The organism is Rania fehmarnensis (assembly GCF_056494185.1).
Window position 1 is genome coordinate 5,746,347 of sequence record NZ_CM151398.1, and the last position, 19,674, is coordinate 5,766,020.

The following is a 19,674-nucleotide window of genomic DNA, read 5'->3' on the forward strand; positions in this document are numbered from 1 at the left end:
AACGCATTGCCCCCTCCCGCAGACGACGGCTAAACGCCGCGTCTGCGACCTCCCCCGCTTCGCGGGGGAGGTGACCGTCACCTCTCCATGCGCAGCATGGGGAGGTCGAATCGAGGCTTTGCGAGATTCGGGAGGGGTCTTGGCGGAAGAGGCGGTTAGTACCGCAATAGCGTCTGCGACCAACCCCGCTTCGCGGGGGAGGTGACCTTAACTGCTCTTTACTTCTTCGCGTCTTTGAGCGCGGCTTGAGCGGCTGCCAGGCGCGCGATTGGAACGCGGAATGGCGAGCAGCTGACGTAGTTCAAGCCGATCTGATGGCAGAACACAACCGACGATGGATCGCCACCGTGCTCGCCGCAAATGCCGATCTTCAGATCGCTGCGAGTCTTGCGACCCTTTTCAACACCGATCTTCATCAGTTGTCCAACGCCCGTCGTGTCGATCGAAGCAAACGGATTGGCCTTCAGAATTTCCAGATTTTGATAAGGCGGAATGAACGATCCAGAGTCATCGCGGCTCATGCCCAAACAGGTTTGGGTCAAGTCGTTGGTACCAAACGAGAAGAACTCGGCGGTCTCAGCGATCTCGTCAGCGGTCAACGCACCACGAGGTACTTCGATCATCGTGCCCACCGAGTAAGGGAACTTCTTGCCAGTTTCCTTCATGACTTCTTTGGCCACGCGATGAATGATCTCAACTTGCAGGTCGAGTTCCTTCTTGAAGCCGACCAGCGGTACCATGATCTCAGGCTTGACCTTGATGCCCTCTTTGATCACCGCCGCAGCAGCTTGGAAGATAGCCCGAGCTTGCATCTCGGAAATCTCGGGACGCACGATGCCCAGTCGGCAACCGCGGAAACCGAGCATAGGATTGAACTCATGCAGTTCATCCACCATGCGCTGCACATCTTTCACCGAGCAACCTAGTTGTTTGGCAACTTCTTCTTGGCCCTTCTTGTTGTCGCCTTGAGGCAAGAACTCGTGCAGTGGCGGATCCAGCAAACGAATGCAGGCTGGTAGTCCATCCAGAGCGCGGAAGATACCTTCGAAGTCCTTCTGCTGATATGGTAGCAGTTCAGCCAAGGCGGCCTTTCGGTCTTCTTCCTTCTCAGCCAGGATCATCTTGCGGACAGCGATGATACGATCGCCTTCGAAGAACATGTGCTCGGTGCGGCACAGTCCAATGCCCTCGGCGCCGAAGGCAACTGCGTTGGCAACCTGGTCGGGTTGGTCAGCGTTGGTGCGAATACCCAGTTTGCGATACTTGTCAGCCAGCTTCATCAAGCTGTTGTAGTACTGGAAGACCTTGCTATCGGCCGGCTTCATGGTCTTGTTGACCAGCACTTGCTTCAGTTCGCTATCAGCGGTCTTGATCAGCCCGTGGAAAACTTCACCGGTCGAGCCGTTGATGCTGATCGCGTCGCCTTCCTTGAGCGTCACGCCGTTGGCCTTGAGCGTTTTCTTGGCGTAGTCGATTTCGACATCGCCAGCACCGGCCACGCAGACCTTGCCCATTTGACGCGCAACCAGGGCAGCGTGACTGGAGACACCACCGCGAGCGGTCAAAATACCGGTCGAGGCGATCATGCCACGCAAGTCTTCGGGACTGGTCTCGATACGTGCCAGTACCACACTTTGACCCTTGGCCGCCAATTCTTCGGCTTTGGCAGCGGTGAACACAACGGCGCCTGAGGCAGCCCCAGGACCAGCCGCCAGGCCAGTGGCCATCAGCTTGCCATCCTTGCGTGCCTTCTCGTAATCGACCGTGTCGAAGATAGGTTGCAAGAGTTGGTTCAGAGCTTCTGGATCACCCGACTCGATCGCCCGTTCAGGCGACATCAGTTTTTCTTTGACCATGTCGTGGGCGATCTTCACGTATGCCAGCGCTGTGCGCTTGCCGTTACGTGTTTGAAGCATGTACAGCTTCTTCTTTTCGATGGTGAATTCAAAGTCTTGCACGTCGCCGAAATTCTTTTCGAGCGTCTTGCGAACTTCAACGAGTTCCTTGAACGCTGGGCCGATGATCTTGTCTTTGGCCATGTCAGCGATCACTAGCGGCGTGCGTACACCAGCCACTACGTCTTCGCCCTGAGCGTTGACCAGGTATTCGCCATAGAAAACGTTTTCGCCGGTGGCCGGATCACGAGTAAAGGCCACGCCGGTGGCGCAGTCATCACCCATGTTCCCGAACACCATGCTCTGTACGTTAACAGCAGTGCCCCATTCGTCAGGAATGCGATACTTCTGGCGATAGAGGATCGCGCGTTCGTTCATCCACGATCCGAAGACAGCGTTGATGGCGCCTTCGAGTTGTTTCATCGGTTCGTTGGGGAACTGCTTGCCAGTGCGATCCTTGATCAGCTTCTTGAATCGCTTGACGAGTTCCTGCAGATGCTCTTCGGTCATGTCGACGTCTTCTTTGACGCCAACTTCTTCTTTCAGATGGTCCATCACTTCATCGAACGGTTCATGTTCATTTTCGTGACGTTTTTGCACACCCATGACCACGTCGCCATACATTTGCAAGAAGCGACGATAGGAGTCCCAGGCAAAGCGGCCGTTGCCGGTGGCTTTCTTCAAGCCTTCCGTGGTCTCATCGTTCAGGCCCAAGTTCAAAATCGTGTCCATCATCCCAGGCATCGAATCGCGGGCACCGGAGCGGACGGAAACGAGCAGCGGGTTCTTCGGATCGCCGAGCTTCTTGCCGGTTTCTTTCTCCATCCAAGCCACGGCCTTGGCCAATTCGGCCATCAAACCATCGGGATGTTTCTTGTTATTCTTGTAGTAATGAACGCAGACTTCAGTGGTAATCGTAAAACCGGGTGGCACGGGCAAGCCGATTTTGGTCATGGCTGCCAAGTTCGCGCCTTTACCACCCAGCAGGGCTTTCATGTCGCCCGCTCCATCGGTCTTGCTCTTGCCGAAGTAGTAAATCATCTTGTTTGACTTGGCCATAACGTTGAGTTGCACCTCCGAATTAGGGTTGCCGCGGCTGAAATTGCAACAGCCACAGGGTCGGTTCGTTTGATCCCTGCCGCTAAAAGGGGAAGTTAGACATAACTCCCTAAAACCTATTGACTTCCGGCAATAAAATAGGCTGGCGAGTGTACTAGTACCTACGCAAATCGTCAATTGGGTGATAGCGTCTTAGCCTAGGACGTTAGCTGGTGCTGTCCTGCCGCCGTTGGTACAAAAACCGCGGCTTGCATGACCATTTGCGGGTCCGACAACTCAGTTGCTCACGCAGGCTAATGCGAATGGCCAAATGGACGGAACCGAGGCTAACGCCTGCGGTTTAGGGGAAGGAACCAAAAAGCTAAAAGGGAAATACTGGTGGATGATTTAGGCGTACTCATTATTGGCCATGGAACGCGAGATTCGATCGGCCAGGCACAGATGCGAAATTTGGCTTGCCAATCGGCTGGCTGTCTGGCCCCGCTGCGCACCGAACTGGGGTTTCTCGAACTGGCCACGCCATCGATCGAACAAGGCATTCAGTCCTTGGCCCGCCAGGGGGTCAAACGGTTGATCACCGTGCCGGTATTGCTCTTTCGAGCTGGCCATGCCGAGCGTGATATTCCCGAAGCCGTTCAGGCCGCGGCGGCCGTTTGCGGCATCCAAGTTCTCCACCAGACTTCACCGCTGGAACATCAACCAGCCGTGTTGGCCTTGTCCGCCAAGAGATTCCGCCAAGCCCTGGACGCAGCCGGATGCACAAGTAACCAACGCGTCAGCCTGGCCATGATCGCAAGAGGCAGCAGCAGTGCATCGGCCGCAGCAGCTATGGAAAGATTCGCTCAGTTGCGATGCGAACTGACGCCGGTTGCCCAGCATACAGTGGGCTTTGTCGCGGTTCGCCAGCCCGATGTCGAGCAGACCCTCGACTGGCTCACTAACCAATCGTCCGACGTATTGGTCGTGCAGCCGCATTTACTGTTCGAAGGCGAGGTGTTCCACGGCCTGCAAGCCGCAGTGGCACAGCGACAAGCCAGCGATGGCAGACTGTGGATCTGTTGCCATCCGCTCGGTGCCGGCGTAGATCAATTCGAAGATGAGCGCTTGGCACAGGTGTTGGCAGCGCTGGTTCGACAAGTTTGAGCCTTGCGCATCCCAACGCACCAAAACTGCAACTCACTCAGTAATAATATTGCCGGTGACGACCACTTCTACTTTGGATTCGTCGGGCAGGGTCGAGGTGACTTCGATCGTTCTTTTAAATGCACCTACTGTATCACCCGCTCGAAACTCGACCGGCACGATGCGGACCAGGTTTTCGCCATCGGGTATCTTGAAGCTGAATCGATCGTCTTCACAATCGACACTCTTGATGCCAAACGGAGTCTTGGCTTTCAAGATCAGACGCGTATTGGCAGCGGCACCGGCCCGCAAGCTGCCCAGTTCAATCGACAGCGGTGCTACTGACAACGGCGGGATCACCGATGCCCGCACGGGCAACGTGACTTCCTTGTATTGATTGTCATTGGTAATGATCTGGATTTCGTCGTTCAGTTCGCCAGCCGGGGCGGAATCTTTCAGCCGCACATTCATGGTGTATACCGTGCGGCCATTCTCTTTTTTCTGATTCAGTTTGACGGCTAGATGCTGATTGGTGCTGCGAACATCGGTGATTTGCCAATCGCGATTGGTGGTCCCTTGATAGGAAACTTTCACGTCTGCCGACTTCGTTGAGCCCACGTCGACATCGCCAAATTTGACTTCGCCTGGCTCGATGACAATATCCGAGCGAATATTGCCTTTGACCAGTAGTTGAACTTCAGCATAGTACGGTCGATCAAATACTACGGTCACCACCGCCGAGCGTTGGCCCACGAAGGCTTGCGTGTTCAGCTCGGCGATAATCGCGCCTTCTTCGTATGTTTTGAGATCGGTCTTGAGGATTTTGGGCTGGGTACAAGCGCAACTGCTGCGTGCCGAAGCGATGTGAATGTTCTCTTTGAAGGTATTCTTCAGCTTGAACTCAAATTCGCTCTTGGCCCCACGCGGCACGGTGCCAAAGTCATGTTGAGTGGTCGTGAACATTTTGCGAGCCCACTCTTCCGCAGCCTGGATCTGAAATCCCACTGAGCTGACGCAGATAAACAATGCAGCAAAAAATATGCTCGAAAGCACTTCTTGTGCAGGCCCTGGCAATCGCATTCATGAACTCCTTGGCAACTCGCTCCCCCCACTAAGCCCCTAATTTAGCAGGCTCGTTTGCTCGACAAAAGGCCGATACTGTCTGCTTTTGCTCCGCAAAAGGAACATCCCTGTCTCTCTTTGCTGCTCTAGGCTGTTACAAGGCTGAATGGACATGGCTTTTTGGCTGAATATTAACAGCTAGTTTTTTTGCTCAGCGGAATGTGATAGCCTTTCGCGGAGCGAAAGGAGACATAGTGACACTTACTTTCTCTTCCGAACAAGATCTTGACGAGGCCCTCAGTCGGCCGACCGATGAAGTGGTGGAGACTCTGCGTCAGTTGGATGGCGATATCATCTTCTTGGGTGTGGCGGGCAAGATGGGGCCGTCGTTGGCGCGGATGGCCAAGCGAGCTTCTGACCTGGCTGGCATGAGCAGGCGAATCCTAGGGGTAGCTCGTTTCACTAGCTTTGGCCAAGCTGAACTAGAGCAGCACGGGATCGAAACCATTCGCTGCGACTTAATGGACGAACGGCAAGTGGCAGACCTGCCCGATGCCCGCAACGTCATCATGATGACCGGCATGAAATTCGGCTCAGCCGATAACGCCAGTCTGACTTGGGCCATGAATGATTATGCTCCGATGCTGATGGCCAGCCGCTACCGACACAGTCGAGTGGTCGCGTTTTCAACCGGCAATGTGTACGGACTAACGACACCGGCCAGTGGTGGTTCCGTGGAAAGCGATCTGCCGGGCCCGATCGGCGAATATGCGATGAGCGCCTTGGGGCGTGAACGTCTGTTGGATCACTTCAGCCGCACGTGGTCGATACCTATGGCCCTGCTGCGGCTGAACTACGCTTGTGATTTGCGTTATGGCGTGTTGGTCGATATCGCCACCAAAATATTGGCGAATCAAAGTGTCGATTTGTCGATGGGCTACTTCAACACTATCTGGCAAGGCGATGCGAACGCAATGACCCTGTGTGCCTTTGCCTTTTTGAGTTCACCGCCACATGTCTTGAATATGACTGGACCGGAAGTCCTATCGATTCGAGCAGTGGCCCAGCGCATGGCCTCCAGGATGCGACGCAGCCCTGTATTTACCGGCCAAGAGGCACCGACAGCGCTGCTTAGCAATGCGCACTATGGCTATCAGTCCTGGGGCCGCCCTCAAGTGAGCTCCGACGAGTTGATCGATGCGGTCGCCGATTGGACTTGCAGCGGCGGACGTCTGCTGAACAAACCCACGCATTTCGAAGCTCGCGACGGCAAATTCTGAAGTGGATCGCCATGCCGCACTATTCTAAGCACGTGGACACGTCCAATTCGGGATTAGGACACTCGTCGTGTCAGCGCGAGTTAAGCCCCGAACGAATTACAGAATCTTAGAAATAAATTATCGAACTTGCGGTCTGCGCGCGAACAACGCTCCCTTCCAACCGGCCCTGCAATCCGATTCAGTTTTGCCGGTCAAAGCTCTGATCTGCGACGACACCACGGATTAGCATGGCAAGGAGGTAGCGGTCGCGAGCTCAATCCCAATAATGCCTCCAAGCTTAATTTGTAATTGTTAAACTTACTAAGTGTTATTCACCTTGGATGTGGTTTGTGACTACCACTATCCTCGATTCCTGTTTGTGCCCTAATCCCGAATTGGACGTGTCCACGTGCTTATTCAGCTAGCCGCGCTTGCGGCCGGGCAGGTCATTCCCGCGTGCCCACTGGCGCTCAACGCCAATCGCAAGTTCGACGTTCAGCACCAGCGGGCTCTGGTGCGCTATTATTTGGACGCCGGGGCAGGCGGCCTGGCCGTTGGAGTTCATACGACTCAATTTGCCATTCGCGACCCGCGTTATGGTTTGTTCAAACCCGTGCTTGAATTGGCCGCTGAAGAGATGAAAGCTCGACAGCCTGAGGCGATTCGCATCGGCGGCATTTGCGGCCAGACATCACAAGCCATCCAGGAAGCCAACTTTCTGCGCGATACTGGTTATCACTTTGGACTGCTCAGCTTGGGCGCGCTGGCCAGAGCCAGCGAAGATCAATTAATCGAACACTGCCAGCAAGTCGCCGCTGTCCTACCAATTATTGGCTTTTATCTACAACCGGCAGTTGGAGGCCGCATCCTGCCCTACAAATTCTGGCGGCGCTTGCTGGAGGTTGAACCGCTGGTCGCCATCAAGATCGCCCCATTTAACCGCTATCAAACGCTGGATGTAGTGCGAGCGGTGATCGAATCGGGACGCAGTGATGTCGCGCTGTATACGGGCAATGACGACAATATCGTGAGCGACCTGCTGACGCCCTATCGAATGCCTGCCGCCATGGGCGAGGAGTTGCATCAGCGACGAATCGTGGGTGGACTGCTGGGCCAATGGGCCGTATGGACCTCGCGTGCAGTCGAACTGCATAACTTATGTCAGGTTGCCTCTGGAAGAGGAGCTATACCCATCGAGCTACTCAGGTTGAACATCGAATTGACCGATGCCAACGCAGCCATCTTCGATGCCGCCAACGCATTTGCAGGCTGTATAGCAGGCATTCACGAGGTCTTGCGGCGACAGGGGTTGTTAGAAGGCATTTGGTGTTTGGAGCACTCAGAGACGCTCGGCCCAGGCCAGGCAGCAGAAATCGATCGAGTATTGAGCGCCTATCCACATTTATCTGACGACGCCTTTGTCCGCGAAAACCTGGATCGTTGGCTCGCGTAATTCTAAGCCGCAGGCGTTAGCCTCGGTTTCTGAACGTTCACGGGTAGTGGTGTAAACAACCGGGGCTAACGTTCTGGGCTTAGTAGGAACCGGGGCTAACGCCCTCGGCTTAGGGGGGCGGTAACTATTGATGCTGCCGGTCGGTTTCGTTAGCATGGAGGGTTACCCCTCCGGTCAGAACCTGCCTCGCTCTTCCAGGATTCGCTCGCATGAATTGGAATTCAGCGTCTTTAAAAATGCTGGTGGCGATCTATGGATTGGCCCTGGGTGGCTTAAGCCTCAGCGGATTGGCGACGAGCGTCCGTGGGCAAACGCCTGATGAACTGGCCATTCTGGATCAGCAACACAAATTCTTCGAGAATAACGTCCGGCCACTGTTGATCGAAAGCTGCTTGAAGTGTCATGGCAGCGAGAAACAGGAGGGCAATCTCAGGCTCGATTCATTAGAGTCCATGCGACGGGGTGGCGATTCAGGACCAGCCATCGAAGTCGGTAAAGCGGCGGACAGCCTGCTGATCGCCGCAGTGAAGCATGATGGCTTGGAAATGCCGCCCAACAAACGACTCGATGATCAGCATATCGATGCGCTAGTTCAATGGATTGATAGCGGAGCTCACTGGCCGGCGGCATCCATGACGGGTATCGAACTGCGCCGAGGTTCATTGACTGAAGAGGATCGCAACTACTGGGCCTTTCGACCGTTGGCTCAAGTAAGCGTGCCTGATGTCTCGGGCTGGGCGGATGAGCAGCGAGTGGTCAATGACATTGATGCCTTTGTGGTTGCCCAGCAGCGCGATCACGGTTTGTCGCTGGCACCAGCGGCCACCAGCGATGTATTGGTACGTCGTCTGTATTTTGACTTGGTCGGCGTGCCACCAACTGCAGAAGAAATGGCTGAATACCAACAACAGCCTCCGACAGAAGCGTATGAGTGGTTGGTCGATCGTTTGCTCGGTGACAATCGTTATGGCCAGCGGTGGGGCCGTCACTGGTTAGACGTTGTTCGGTACGCGGAAAGCGATGGTTTTAAACAAGATGCCTATCGACCCGCGGCTTATCTCTACCGCGACTATGTCATCGATGCTTTTAATCGCGACAAACCTTATGACCAATTTGTGACCGAACAGTTAGCGGCCGATGAAATGCCGGGCGTCGATAATCGTACGCTGGCGGCCACTGGATACCTGCGTCATTGGATCTACGAATACAACCAGCGCGATGTACGGACGCAGTGGGACAACATTCTGAACGATCTGACCGATGTAACAGGTGAAGCCTTCCTGGGATTGGGCATCGGGTGTGCGCGGTGCCATGACCATAAGTTCGATCCCGTCCTGCAGAAAGACTATTATCGATTGCAAGCCAGCTTTGCTGCATTTTTGCCTAGCGATACAACACTGGCCGGCGAAGCGACTCAGATCGAGCGTTATCAAGCACAACTGGCCGAATGGGAAAAAGCCACTTCAAGTATTCGGGCTGAGATGACCGAGCTTGAACGAGCGGCTCGCGAGAAGACAGCCGACAAAGCCATCGATAAATTTCCGCCTGACGTGCGTCCGCTCCTGCGTACGCAAACGGAGCAGCGGGATCCCCTAGCAGTGCAGTTGGCCGACTTGGCTTTTCGCCAAGTAACGGCTGAATGGAACGGTTTGGATTTTGCCAAACTGCTCGAAGGTGACGAAAAAGCCCGTTGGGTTCAGCTGAAAGAAGAGCTGGCGACGTTCGATCACCTGAAGCCCGCCAGTCCGATGTACGTCATGGCCGCGGGTGAGACGGGAGCAGTCGCACCTCCCACTTTCATCTCCGGCAAACGCACCGATGTCCAACCCATTGAACCTGCAGCACTTGAGGTTCTGGGTGGTCAGAGTATTGCTGCCCTGCCGCCAGCGCATATTCAAACCACCGGGCGACGCACGGCGCTGGCACACTGGATCAACGATCCGGCTAATCCGCTGTCCCATCGTGTGATCGTCAATCGCGTGTGGCAGTATCACTTCGGTCATGGCCTGGTCGCAAACGCGAGTGACTTTGGACGCCTGGGACAACCACCAACCAACCCTAAATTGCTGGATTGGTTAACCGGTTGGTTTCTCCAGCACGGTCGTTCGCTGAAAGCGCTGCACAAGTTGATGGTGACTTCGGCCACCTATCGCCAGGGGTCACAACATCCCCAGCGTGAACAGTTTTCTCAGGTTGACTTGGAAAACAAATACTTGTGGCACTACCCCGCCCGGCGTTTGGATGCGGAACAAATTCGCGATGCGATGTTGGTAGCTGCCGGTTCCATCGACTGGACCTTGGGAGGCCCAGCCAGCGATCACACCGCTGCCCGCCGCGCGATCTACACGAAGGTCATGCGCAACAAACCCGATCCATTGCTCAATGTACTCGATGCGCCCGATGGCACAGGCACGGTGGGCAAGCGCAGTGTGACCACCACTCCCATTCAATCGCTGCTGCTGGCCAATTCGCCTTGGCCTATCAAAACGGCTCGAGAAATGGCCAAGAGTTTGCGAAGCGCAGCCAGTTCAACGGACGAACAAATCAAACTTGCCTTTGTGCGTGTTTACTCGCGCCAACCGTCGACCGGTGAAGTGGAGCAGGCGCGGCGTTTTATCGACCAACAAGTTGGATTGGCTACCTCCGCTGCGGAAGACAAAGACGCCCAGGCCGATGTTTACTCGGAAGCCCTGGCTGACCTGTGCCACGTGCTATTCAACAGCAGCGAATTCCTGTACATCGATTGATGACAAGTCCCATGCATAATCCACGTGGTTCCGGATACTTCTCACGACGCGACATGTTAGCGCGGGCCGGTGCGGGCTTTGGCGCGGTGGCCTTGCAAGCCCTGCTGGCAGAGAAGTCAGGCGCCGCCGGCATGGCCCAAACCGCGCCGCATGTCCCCCCGCGCGCCAAGAGTGTCATCTTCGTATTTCTCGAAGGTGGTCCCAGTCACATCGATCTGTTTGACCCCAAGCCCAGGCTGAACGAAATGGCCGGGCAAAAGTTGCCCGAGAGCTTTGGGCCGATCATCACGCCGATGGGCGAATACGATGCGCCGCTGATGGCTTCCAAACGAACATGGAAACAACACGGCCAAAGTGGATTATGGTTTTCCGATTGGGTGCCACACATGGCCCAGTGCGCCGACGACTGGATGCAGGTGCGTTCTTGCTGGGGCAATGGTCTGAATCATTCCAACGGTGTTTGCCAAATGAACACCGGTTCGATCTTGGCCGGCCGCCCTTCGCTGGGCTCATGGGTCACCTATGGTTTGGGAAGTGAGAATGCGGATCTACCCGGTTTTGTAGTCATCGAAGATGATCCTGGCAAAGTAATCAACGGCGCTCGCAATTGGGGGGCAGGATTCATGCCTGCCAGTTTCCAAGGTACGCCCTTGTCCAGTTCTAAAGAGCCTATCCGCTATCTCTCACCACCCACAGACGTGGGCGATCAGCGTCAAGCTGGCAAGCTGCGGATGTTAAATGAGCTGAACCACAGCTATGCCGAAGCGCGACCAGAGAACTCCGAACTGGAAGCTCGTATCCGCGCCTATGAACTAGCGTATCGCATGCAGTCCGAAGCGCCCGAGGCGGTCGACTTAAGTAGCGAGACCGAGGAGACTCAGCGACTGTACGGCATCGACCAGAAAGCGACCGAGAGCTTTGGTCGCAACTGTTTACTGGCCCGCCGACTGGTCGAGAGAGGCGTGCGCTTTGTGCAACTGTACCACGGAGCCGGTAGCAAATGGGACGCGCATTCCAACATCGAAAGCAATCATGCTGGTTTGTGCCGCGCCTGTGACCAACCCGTGGCAGGGCTGATTCGAGACTTGAAACGACGTGGCTTGTTGGATAGTACGCTCGTGATCTGGGGCGGCGAATTTGGTCGCACGCCGATGAGCGAAAAAGGTAACGGCCGCGATCACAATCCCTACGGCTTCACCATGCTGATGGCCGGTGGCGGCGTGCGTGCCGGCCAGGCGATCGGCTCGACCGACGAACTGGGACTGCACGCAGTCGAAGATCGATTGCATGTGCATGACTTACACGCCAGCATATTGTATGCATTAGGCATCGACCATTGGCAATTGGTCTTCCATCACCAAGGCCGCCCCGAGCGCGCCACTCAAAACGAAGGCCGAGTCTTACAGAAACTTTTCAACGCCTAGCGGAGTGCGTCAAGCAATGTCGTAGCGGAATGCGTCAAGCATTTCGTGGGTTTCGAAAACCGCTGATCTCGAAAGCCTTGACGGCTTCCGCTACGGGTTCATGCTCCGAAAGCCTTGACGGCTTCCGCTACGGTGGAAGTGTTAGGACGGGTCGCTGACAGGTTGGATGATTAGCGAGAACCAACCGGTGCGATACGTTTCAAACCCAGGCGAAGCTGCATGGGCAATGCAGCACAATTGATCTTCGTAGTTGTCGATGAAGTAACCTTTGGACTGCCCGAGAATTCGCTCAAAGCCGGGCAGTTGTATCCGACTGCCGCACGCAGAGTCGGCGGCCAATACATCGCCTTGATAATTGATGATAAAGCAGCGGGCGCCGGGTTCACTCTCGGCGGTCTTGCGCAAGATAGGTTCGGCCAGTCCATCCCAGTTGAAGACAATCCCCAAGGCTCCTAACCGCTTACCCAGTGACTCGCCATCTTCGCGCACTGCGGCCGAATAGAGCAGGGCATTGCGACCGTGCACTAAGGGGCAATGTGGTGCAATCTGAAAACCAAAATCATCGCCTGACGCCGTGGCCATGGCTGACATAAACCAGGCTTGTCGGCTTTCGTCGGTACCGGTGACCGGGAATTCGTTGGGCCGACCGTTGGCCACAATTTGACCTTTAGCGCCGCTCAATACCAGATCAAAGTACACGGTATAGGCTTTGAGAATGACGCCCAGACGCTGCGAGGCATATTGCAGGTTCTGTGGACTGGGCTCGGCCAGGGCAGCTACGACCGCGCTGTCGGTCGCCCACCAACGTACGTCACAGGTGCGTTCGTATAAACATCGATCGATCAAGTCGATATTCATCAGCGCTTGATCGCTCAAGCGTTGGCCACGAATGTGCCAGCCGATCAGCGACATCAGTTGCTGAGTATTTTTTTGAGTTTGATCGGCCATCGAAGCCGCAATTTCGCTGGTGCGTTCAGAGAGTCGCTGCATCTCCTGCGCAACAATTCCGAAGGCAGCGCCGTGCTCGGCAGCCCGCGACGCTTCGATCCTGGCGTTCAGCGCCAACACTTTGGTCGCTGAATTGACCTTCAAGATATCGCGCACAGCTCGATCCAGTGCCGAGCCTAAATTGCGAACGATTTCAGTGACCGAGTGCGCTTCGATGGTAGATTGTGTTTCGTCCGGCTGCTCGGTCAACATGACCGGCACATCCGTCGGCGCAGAGAATGATTCATTCAGATTGAGCATAGCCCCGGGCTCATCCTAATAACGATGCTTTCCATTGTGATACCATTCCGCCTACATCCATGTACCACACCATTAACCATCGTCCAGCCAAGACCACCAGATTTTACCGCAGGTCGCATACGTCCAAGCCACAAATGTGGCATAGGCTTCCAGCCTGTGTGTACGTGGCATAGGCTTCCAGCCTGTGTGTATGTGGCATAAGATTCCAGCTCGGCCGGCAGTCGTTTAACCCGTAGCCGCCAGGCTAGGCATCGAAGTGGTTCGCGTCCAATACCGAGTGATCGCCTTAAGCCAACAGATGTTCAGGTAACGCAGAGTTGGGTTAGAGGGTGCTCCTCGCCGGGCGGCTACGGGTTAAACGAGCCTGGGGTGAATTGGGAACTCATGCCTGGGTTCGCTTGTCAAAAACGCAGAGACGCAGAGGATCGCAGAGAAGACAAGTACTCAGATAAGCCTTATAGCCCTAAACCGCAATGCGGCGGGTGTACATGATCCACTCGAGGGTCAAAACGACAATGGCGAGCGCCAAGAGCCAGCGCCAGTACTCTCGGCGAACGGTTTCTTCGGACTTTACCGCGTTGACTTTCTCTTCGCCCAGGATGATATCCTCGGGAGTGGAGAGTGTGCTTTCTCTTTCGCTGAACAGGTTGACGGTAAACAGTTGCAGAGTCTTATCGCTGTCGCTGGGCTCGACACGATAGAAACCGAATTCCTCTGTGCGATTGTAAATCAGTTGGGGCGAACCCGCTCGATCTAAAGTCTCGGCAACCTTGCTGGGTGGAACCACTTTCACCTTCTCGAAGCGGCTGGCCAGCGACAGCACAGCCGGTTCGCCGGGTTGCACGGTCTTGGAACCAGAGGTCGACACCGATCCGCCCAAGTACTCCAAACAATTCAGCAGAAAAACTGGAAAGCTGCGTTTAATGGGCCAGTCGGTATTGGGCGCCGAATCTGTGCCTTCACCACTTTTTAATAAACTCATGCCTAGCACAGCATCCTGAAAGGCGTCGCGCGGAGCGACGGCCATGAAGACGCCACCATCGCTGCGCAGTAATGGCGTGGCCTCGGCCGGTGTGGTAAGGGTCGAACCTTCGACAATGCGAACAGCGCCCATTTCGACATACTGCATGATGGGATGCTTGCGATTGACATCGATGATGAAGACAGGTCCGGCCGGCGGTGTGGCTTGCCAGCCCCCGACCGGCGGCACCGATCCCAAGAACAACGTATTGGCGGCCGGCATGGTCTTAGGTGCACAGCGATCGTAAATGTACAAATCCACTTTACCGGAACTGGCCAGTTGCAGGGCGTCTGGCGTTTCCAGATTCTCTGGCCCCAGCAGACTGACGCTGGCAACACTCTGCGCCTGCGAGGTGCCGAGCGCCGTTTCCAAGGGTGTATTGCCGGCGGTGACTAACACGACCTGCAGTTGACGCGGTGGATCCAGTCCGGCATAGGCCACATTGTCCAACGCATAGTCGTCTGAGTACTCCAGTTCGATCTTCAATCGACCGTCGGTCACTTCCTTCAACTGAAAGGTTGCGCCACTTTCGGCGTCGGCGCCCAATTTGACTTCACTGGCATCAACTAGCTGATCGTTTAACGTCAAACTGGCCGTTACCGTTACTGGCTTGTTGGCGAAGTTCCGGACACGCGCAAAGGCTTCGACCTGGTCGGGCTTTTCCAAATTGCGTTCGGCTGTAAAGGCCAAGATGGCCACGTTGTTCACGTCGCCGTTGCCGATAGGTACATACTTGGGATTCAGATTGCCCAGCTGGATTTGAGGTTGAACAAACCCGCCATCGCTGACCACATACAATGTTGCGGGCTGTGCATCTGCAACTTGAATGTCGCCCAGGTCTTCCATTTGGCTAGTGCGTCCAGGATTGGCCAGACCCGCGGCGGCTCGCAGGGCTTCGTTCAAATCGGTCGTGCGATTGGAGGGTTGGATGCTCTCGACCGAATCACGCAAGCGTTTTCGATCGCCGGTGAATCCCTGACGTACGTCGGCCACGTTGGAGAAAGCGATAACCATGGCCACATCTTTACTGCGCATCGAATTGATCATTTCGATGACTTTGTCTTTTGCACCGCGCAGGCGTGAACCCTTAACGTCGGTGGCTTGCATGCTGGCCGAGTTATCAATCAGAAACACGACGCGTTCACCCAGAATCGTGGTGCCACTGAATCCCGGTCGCAGACATGCGAAGATGAACAAAGCCACGGCGATTAATTGCAGCAGCAGCAATATGTTCTTGCGCAAGCGTTGCCAAATACTGTTGACGTGCAGATCTTCGACCGTGCGCTTCCATAGATAAGTGCTAGGTACCTGCACGGGCACGCGACGCAGTTTCAGGAAGTACAGCATTACAATCAGCGGCGGAATGGCCGCCATGATCAGCCACTGCCACCAACTGAGCATTGAAATATAGTTCATCGCACCAGCCCTCGCTCACGCAAGTATTGGCTAACCAGCACTTCGGCACCTTGATCGCTACGCGTAAGCATGTAGGTCATGCCCCGCTGTGCACAATACTTGCGAGCTTGATCGACAAACGCTGCTAAAGTCGCTTTGTATTTTTTAAGTAGTTGATTGCTGACCGAGATCTCCGCTTCGTCGTCATCTTCGCAGTCGACCAGTTTCAAATCGCCCTTCAGATCCGGCTCCATTTCTTCGGGGCTGAGAATCTGCAGCACAAAGATATCCATCTGTTGCCCCAGCAACATGCGGAGCGACGGTTCATAGCCGCGTTTGTCCATCAGATCGGTTAGCAACACGACGATGCCCCGGCCCGTGTTTCTCAAGCAGAACCGTTTGACACTTTCGGTCAAGGAGAAAACTTCATTCGGCTCAGCCGCTTCCACAAAGTCGAGCATGCGCCAGAGTTGACTGCGTCCGCGCAGCACTGGACTCGATTTGTTCTCCGCTCCCAGAAACTCAATCTTCACGCGGTCGCCACGACACATACCCACGAAGGCCAGGGCCGAGGCAATCTGCTTGGCAAAGAAGAACTTGGTCGGATCCCCAAAGTTCATCGAAGGACTGGCGTCGACCAGGAAGAAAACGTGTAGATCCTCTTCCTCCAGAAACAGCTTCAGGAACAGTCGATCCAAACGTGCGTACAGGTTCCAATCAACAAACCGCAAATCATCGCCTGGCACATAGCTGCGGAAATCAGCAAACTCGACCGACTGACCTTTGCGTCGACTTTTGCGTTCACCTTTCAAACGCCCGCGAAAAACCTTGCGGCTAACTAGTTCCAGTCGTTCCAAACGCGCCAACAAATCTGGTGGCAGAAGTTGGCTAGTTGCGGCTGGTGTCTTGGGCATAAGCTTAGGTGCCTAAAGTGACTTCAAGTATTCGATCAAGTCGGCTTGCTCTTTTTCGCTGAGGGCAGCGGTACCCGAGACCTTCTCGGGCGCATGGTATTCGCTCAGCAGTTGCTCGAGGGACTTGGTGCGACCATCGTGAAGGTAACGCACCTTGCGATACAGTCCCAGGAGTGTCGGTGTATTGTAACCATTGTAAACGTCCTTTTCGCTCCCCAGGCCAACATCGTGTATTTGGCCGTCGGTAAACATGGGACCCGAGTGGCACTGGGTACAAGCAGCTTTTTCGCTTTTAAATACCTGCTCGCCGCGGGCGGCTGATTCGGTCAGACTGCCGTCGGGGTGACGAAAGGGGCTAGGCGGGGACTCGAGCGAATCGAAATACGTCAGCAGAGCTCGGGCGTCTTCCTGGTTGATGTTGGTGCCTTGCATCGTTTTGGTGAACGAGCGAGTCATGGCATCGTCGATATCCTCCTGCCAACCGTGCCAGGTCCAGGGCTTGGTCTTCAGCAAATTCTCAAGCGGCAGTACGGTCTTGAAGGTGTTGATGCTGCCATCGTTTTCCGTATCCATGGCCTTGGAATTGATGCCGCCGTTATAGTGACACGTGTGGCAACTGTACCATTGATCCAGGCTGCGACGTCCATCGTAGAAGATCTCCATACCGCGATGGGCCAAGGTTCTCTCTGGCATTTTGCCCAGCAGAATCGGGTCGCCAACTTGCTTGGATTCGATATCAACCACTTGAATTGCATCTTGCAAATAGTTGGCGACATAAGCCGTACGGTTATCGGCGGCCAGCACCAGTCCCATCGGACGTCCGCCCAGTTCGATACGATAGAACATATCTCTGTCTTGCATTAGCCGCCGATCGATCAAGTCACCCGGACCGCCCGCGCCTTCGAAGGGCAAGTCCGGCAGACGATAAACGAGCAACTCATGTGTACCCGATGCTGTGACGGCCAGGCGATTTTCATTGCTCGTAATCGCCAGTCCATGTGGATCCGCAATCGCCAAGCCTGGTACGTCCAGCGAAATCGCTTCTCGATAGGCTGAACCGTCCAGGCGAATGCGCGCGATCCGACTGGCCAAGACCCAACCCAAGCGAATGTTGCGCACGTTGATCGGATTGGTGCGATAGATCATCCAAGGAACATACGCATACTTGCCATCGCGCGAGGCTTGCATGTGCCCCAGGTTGATCGCGCCGCTGAGCGGTTCGTCGTACAACACTTCGCGCTTGTCGGTATCGACAACGTAGACCTTGCCATCGCCACTGCAACCTACAGCCAATCGTTGTCCGTCGGGTGAAAGCGTCAAGTAACGTGGCCAGGTGCCCACTTCGATCCGCTGGGTTACTTCACCGGTAGAGAGGTCAACTACGGCCACGCTGGAGGATGCCACCAAGCCAACGTAAGCTAACTTGCGCTGCGCATCGACGGCCAAGCCGACGGGTTCAAAGCCGACATCGATTTTGTGCTGCGACTCAATGCCCTCCGCGGTGAACTTCAGCACTTCGAGCGTGCCGGCGGTGGTGCAGCTGACCAATGCATGTTGGTCATCGATTAGTGTTAACGAGGTAGGGCGAACGGCGACTGGATGTTCATCAACGATCTGACGGCTCTGCAGGTCAATCAAGCTGACCGAATTACTGAGCTGATTGACCGTCAGCAGTCGTCGGCCATCGGAGGTTAGGGCCACATCGATCGGACCGCGAAACCCAGCCAACGATTTTTCTCGCGCACTGCTGGAGTCCGGTTCCGTAGCGCTGGCATTAAGAATGTAGCCAAAAATTAACAAAAGAAATGTCAGTCGACTTTGTGCTGTTAGTCTGAACTGGCCAGTAGGTCGCATTCGTACAAACCTTCGAAGAATTCAACAAACTCAAGGGATTGAGCCATGTTTGCGCAGCGCGAGCGATTATTTCATGGTGGGAAAGCTGGGAATTTAGATAATCTCCAAGCAGCCGGAAAAGGGGAGTTTTCCATGGGGGGTTCTTCCCCGGGGGTGTGGACAGAGAATATTATACGCAAGTGCGACTGACTGTCGCTATAGAGTTCGAAACTGAACTGACAACGGTTCAGAGAGATAGCGTTGGATGTTGTCGAGCCCTGGAGTTACTCATGCGGCTTGTACTGCGGTGATGTCCTTCGAGTCGATTTCCGAGGAATCGACCTTTACCCAATCAACGTTTGTTTCGTTTCCACGTTTGAAGGAGTTAGATATGAAGCTGAAGACCCTGGCTTTGGCAATTGCCCTGTTTGGCTTTGCTGGTCTGTCGGTAGCCGAAGACATCAAAAGCGGCCTGAAGGTCGGCGATGACATCGGTGCTTTCGATGTTACCAAATTGGCTGGCGCCGAGAACGACGGCATCTCGGCTGGCAAGCAACTGTGCTATCGCTGCAAGAACGGTTCGCGTCCACAAGTGATGATCTTCACCCGTTCCTCCGACGAGAAGGTCGTAGCACTGGTTAAGAAGTTGGACGAGTCCCTGACCAAGAACAGCGACAAGCAACTGAAGGCTTTCGTCAATTACATGGGTGAAAGCAAAGACACCGCTGCTGATGCTGCTAAGAAGCTGTGCGCGACCTCCAAGGCCACCAATGTTCCATTCGTAGTTCCTAACGAATTCGAAAATGGTCCAGAAGATTACGGTCTAAATGCCAAGGCTGAAGTCACCATCTTGGTTGCAAAGGAAGGCAAAGTTACTGCCAACCATGCATACGCCAAGGCCAAAGACGTCGATGTTGATTCCGTCCTGAAGGACATCGAAAAGGCCGTCAACTAACTGTCGCGCTCAAAACCTGAAGTCGATCAAGAAAGCCCAGCGAGAAATTCGCTGGGCTTTTTTCGTTTGGTTGGACCCACTAACCAGCGTCCGTTCCGAACAAAAACTCGAATTCTTTAGAACGCAGAGACGCAGAGGATCGCAGAGATGAACAAACGGATTTAGCGCGTGCGATGGTCTTCTCTGCGACCCTCTGCGTCTCTGCGTTTTAGATCTGGAAACCTCTAACCGTCTGCAATTGACGTTGGAGCAATCGGGTAAGTCAACGCCACTTTTTTGCGAGCGTT

The 19,674-nt window shown here is 54.9% G+C and carries 12 protein-coding genes; 6 read left to right on the forward strand and 6 right to left on the reverse strand.

Annotated features, from left to right (window positions below):
• Nucleotides 1-218: 218 nt before the first annotated feature.
• A complete protein-coding gene (gene ppdK / locus SH573x_RS19600; RefSeq protein WP_479349415.1) occupies nucleotides 219-2,954 on the reverse strand; it encodes a pyruvate, phosphate dikinase in 2,736 nt (911 codons plus the stop codon).
• A 378-nt stretch (nucleotides 2,955-3,332) separates the two neighbouring features.
• Between ppdK and SH573x_RS19605 the strand changes: the two genes are divergently transcribed.
• Complete coding sequence (locus SH573x_RS19605; RefSeq protein WP_479349416.1) at nucleotides 3,333-4,097, forward strand: sirohydrochlorin chelatase; 765 nt, start codon at nucleotides 3,333-3,335, stop codon at nucleotides 4,095-4,097.
• 33 nt (nucleotides 4,098-4,130) lie between these two features.
• Here SH573x_RS19605 and SH573x_RS19610 read toward each other — a convergent pair whose 3' ends face one another.
• Nucleotides 4,131-5,156, reverse strand: coding sequence for a DUF1573 domain-containing protein (locus SH573x_RS19610; protein ID WP_479349417.1), 1,026 nt, complete (start codon nucleotides 5,154-5,156; stop codon nucleotides 4,131-4,133).
• A 236-nt stretch (nucleotides 5,157-5,392) separates the two neighbouring features.
• Between SH573x_RS19610 and SH573x_RS19615 the strand changes: the two genes are divergently transcribed.
• The 4 genes from SH573x_RS19615 (at nucleotide 5,393) to SH573x_RS19630 (ending at nucleotide 12,021) form a co-directional block, all read left to right on the forward strand.
• Entirely contained in the window at nucleotides 5,393-6,418 is a 1,026-nt protein-coding gene (locus SH573x_RS19615) for an NAD-dependent epimerase/dehydratase family protein (RefSeq protein WP_479349418.1), read from the forward strand.
• Between the two features lie 388 nt (nucleotides 6,419-6,806).
• A complete protein-coding gene (locus SH573x_RS19620; protein ID WP_479349419.1) occupies nucleotides 6,807-7,850 on the forward strand; it encodes a dihydrodipicolinate synthase family protein in 1,044 nt (347 codons plus the stop codon).
• A gap of 209 nt (nucleotides 7,851-8,059) precedes the next feature.
• Nucleotides 8,060-10,597 (forward strand): PSD1 and planctomycete cytochrome C domain-containing protein, encoded by a 2,538-nt coding sequence (locus SH573x_RS19625; protein WP_479349420.1) that lies wholly within the window; start codon nucleotides 8,060-8,062, stop codon nucleotides 10,595-10,597.
• 11 nt (nucleotides 10,598-10,608) lie between these two features.
• A complete protein-coding gene (locus SH573x_RS19630; RefSeq protein ID WP_479349421.1) occupies nucleotides 10,609-12,021 on the forward strand; it encodes a DUF1501 domain-containing protein in 1,413 nt (470 codons plus the stop codon).
• Between the two features lie 141 nt (nucleotides 12,022-12,162).
• Here the strand turns inward: SH573x_RS19630 and SH573x_RS19635 are convergent, their stop codons facing one another.
• From SH573x_RS19635 to SH573x_RS19650, 4 genes are all read right to left on the reverse strand, one after another.
• Nucleotides 12,163-13,269 carry a methyl-accepting chemotaxis protein gene (locus tag SH573x_RS19635; RefSeq protein WP_479349422.1) on the reverse strand — a complete coding sequence of 369 codons (1,107 nt, stop codon included), beginning with the start codon at nucleotides 13,267-13,269 and terminating at the stop codon, nucleotides 12,163-12,165.
• 463 nt (nucleotides 13,270-13,732) lie between these two features.
• Nucleotides 13,733-15,706: a VWA domain-containing protein gene (locus SH573x_RS19640; protein ID WP_479349423.1), complete on the reverse strand. Its 1,974-nt coding sequence runs from the start codon at nucleotides 15,704-15,706 to the stop codon at nucleotides 13,733-13,735.
• Nucleotides 15,703-16,599 carry a DUF58 domain-containing protein gene (locus tag SH573x_RS19645; RefSeq protein WP_479349424.1) on the reverse strand — a complete coding sequence of 299 codons (897 nt, stop codon included), beginning with the start codon at nucleotides 16,597-16,599 and terminating at the stop codon, nucleotides 15,703-15,705. Before SH573x_RS19645 ends, SH573x_RS19640 begins: the two co-directional genes overlap by 4 nt.
• A gap of 12 nt (nucleotides 16,600-16,611) precedes the next feature.
• Nucleotides 16,612-18,453: a hypothetical protein gene (locus SH573x_RS19650; RefSeq protein ID WP_479349425.1), complete on the reverse strand. Its 1,842-nt coding sequence runs from the start codon at nucleotides 18,451-18,453 to the stop codon at nucleotides 16,612-16,614.
• A gap of 244 nt (nucleotides 18,454-18,697) precedes the next feature.
• On the opposite strand from SH573x_RS19650, the gene SH573x_RS19655 reads away from it, so the two are divergent.
• Complete coding sequence (locus tag SH573x_RS19655) at nucleotides 18,698-19,387, forward strand: hypothetical protein (protein ID WP_479349426.1); 690 nt, start codon at nucleotides 18,698-18,700, stop codon at nucleotides 19,385-19,387.
• Nucleotides 19,388-19,674: the final 287 nt, after the last annotated feature.

Bases quoted from the DNA above. Each gene is read 5' to 3' on its own strand.
- ppdK (WP_479349415.1), bottom strand. From the start codon at position 2,954: ATGGCCAAGTCAAACAAGATGATTTACTACTTCGGCAAGAGCAAGACC.
- SH573x_RS19610 (WP_479349417.1), bottom strand. From the start codon at position 5,156: ATGCGATTGCCAGGGCCTGCACAAGAAGTGCTTTCGAGCATATTTTTT.
- SH573x_RS19625 (WP_479349420.1), top strand. From the start codon at position 8,060: ATGAATTGGAATTCAGCGTCTTTAAAAATGCTGGTGGCGATCTATGGA.
- SH573x_RS19630 (WP_479349421.1), top strand. From the start codon at position 10,609: ATGCATAATCCACGTGGTTCCGGATACTTCTCACGACGCGACATGTTA.
- SH573x_RS19635 (WP_479349422.1), bottom strand. From the start codon at position 13,269: ATGCTCAATCTGAATGAATCATTCTCTGCGCCGACGGATGTGCCGGTC.
- SH573x_RS19640 (WP_479349423.1), bottom strand. From the start codon at position 15,706: ATGAACTATATTTCAATGCTCAGTTGGTGGCAGTGGCTGATCATGGCG.
- SH573x_RS19645 (WP_479349424.1), bottom strand. From the start codon at position 16,599: ATGCCCAAGACACCAGCCGCAACTAGCCAACTTCTGCCACCAGATTTG.
- SH573x_RS19650 (WP_479349425.1), bottom strand. From the start codon at position 18,453: ATGCGACCTACTGGCCAGTTCAGACTAACAGCACAAAGTCGACTGACA.
- SH573x_RS19655 (WP_479349426.1), top strand. From the start codon at position 18,698: ATGTTGTCGAGCCCTGGAGTTACTCATGCGGCTTGTACTGCGGTGATG.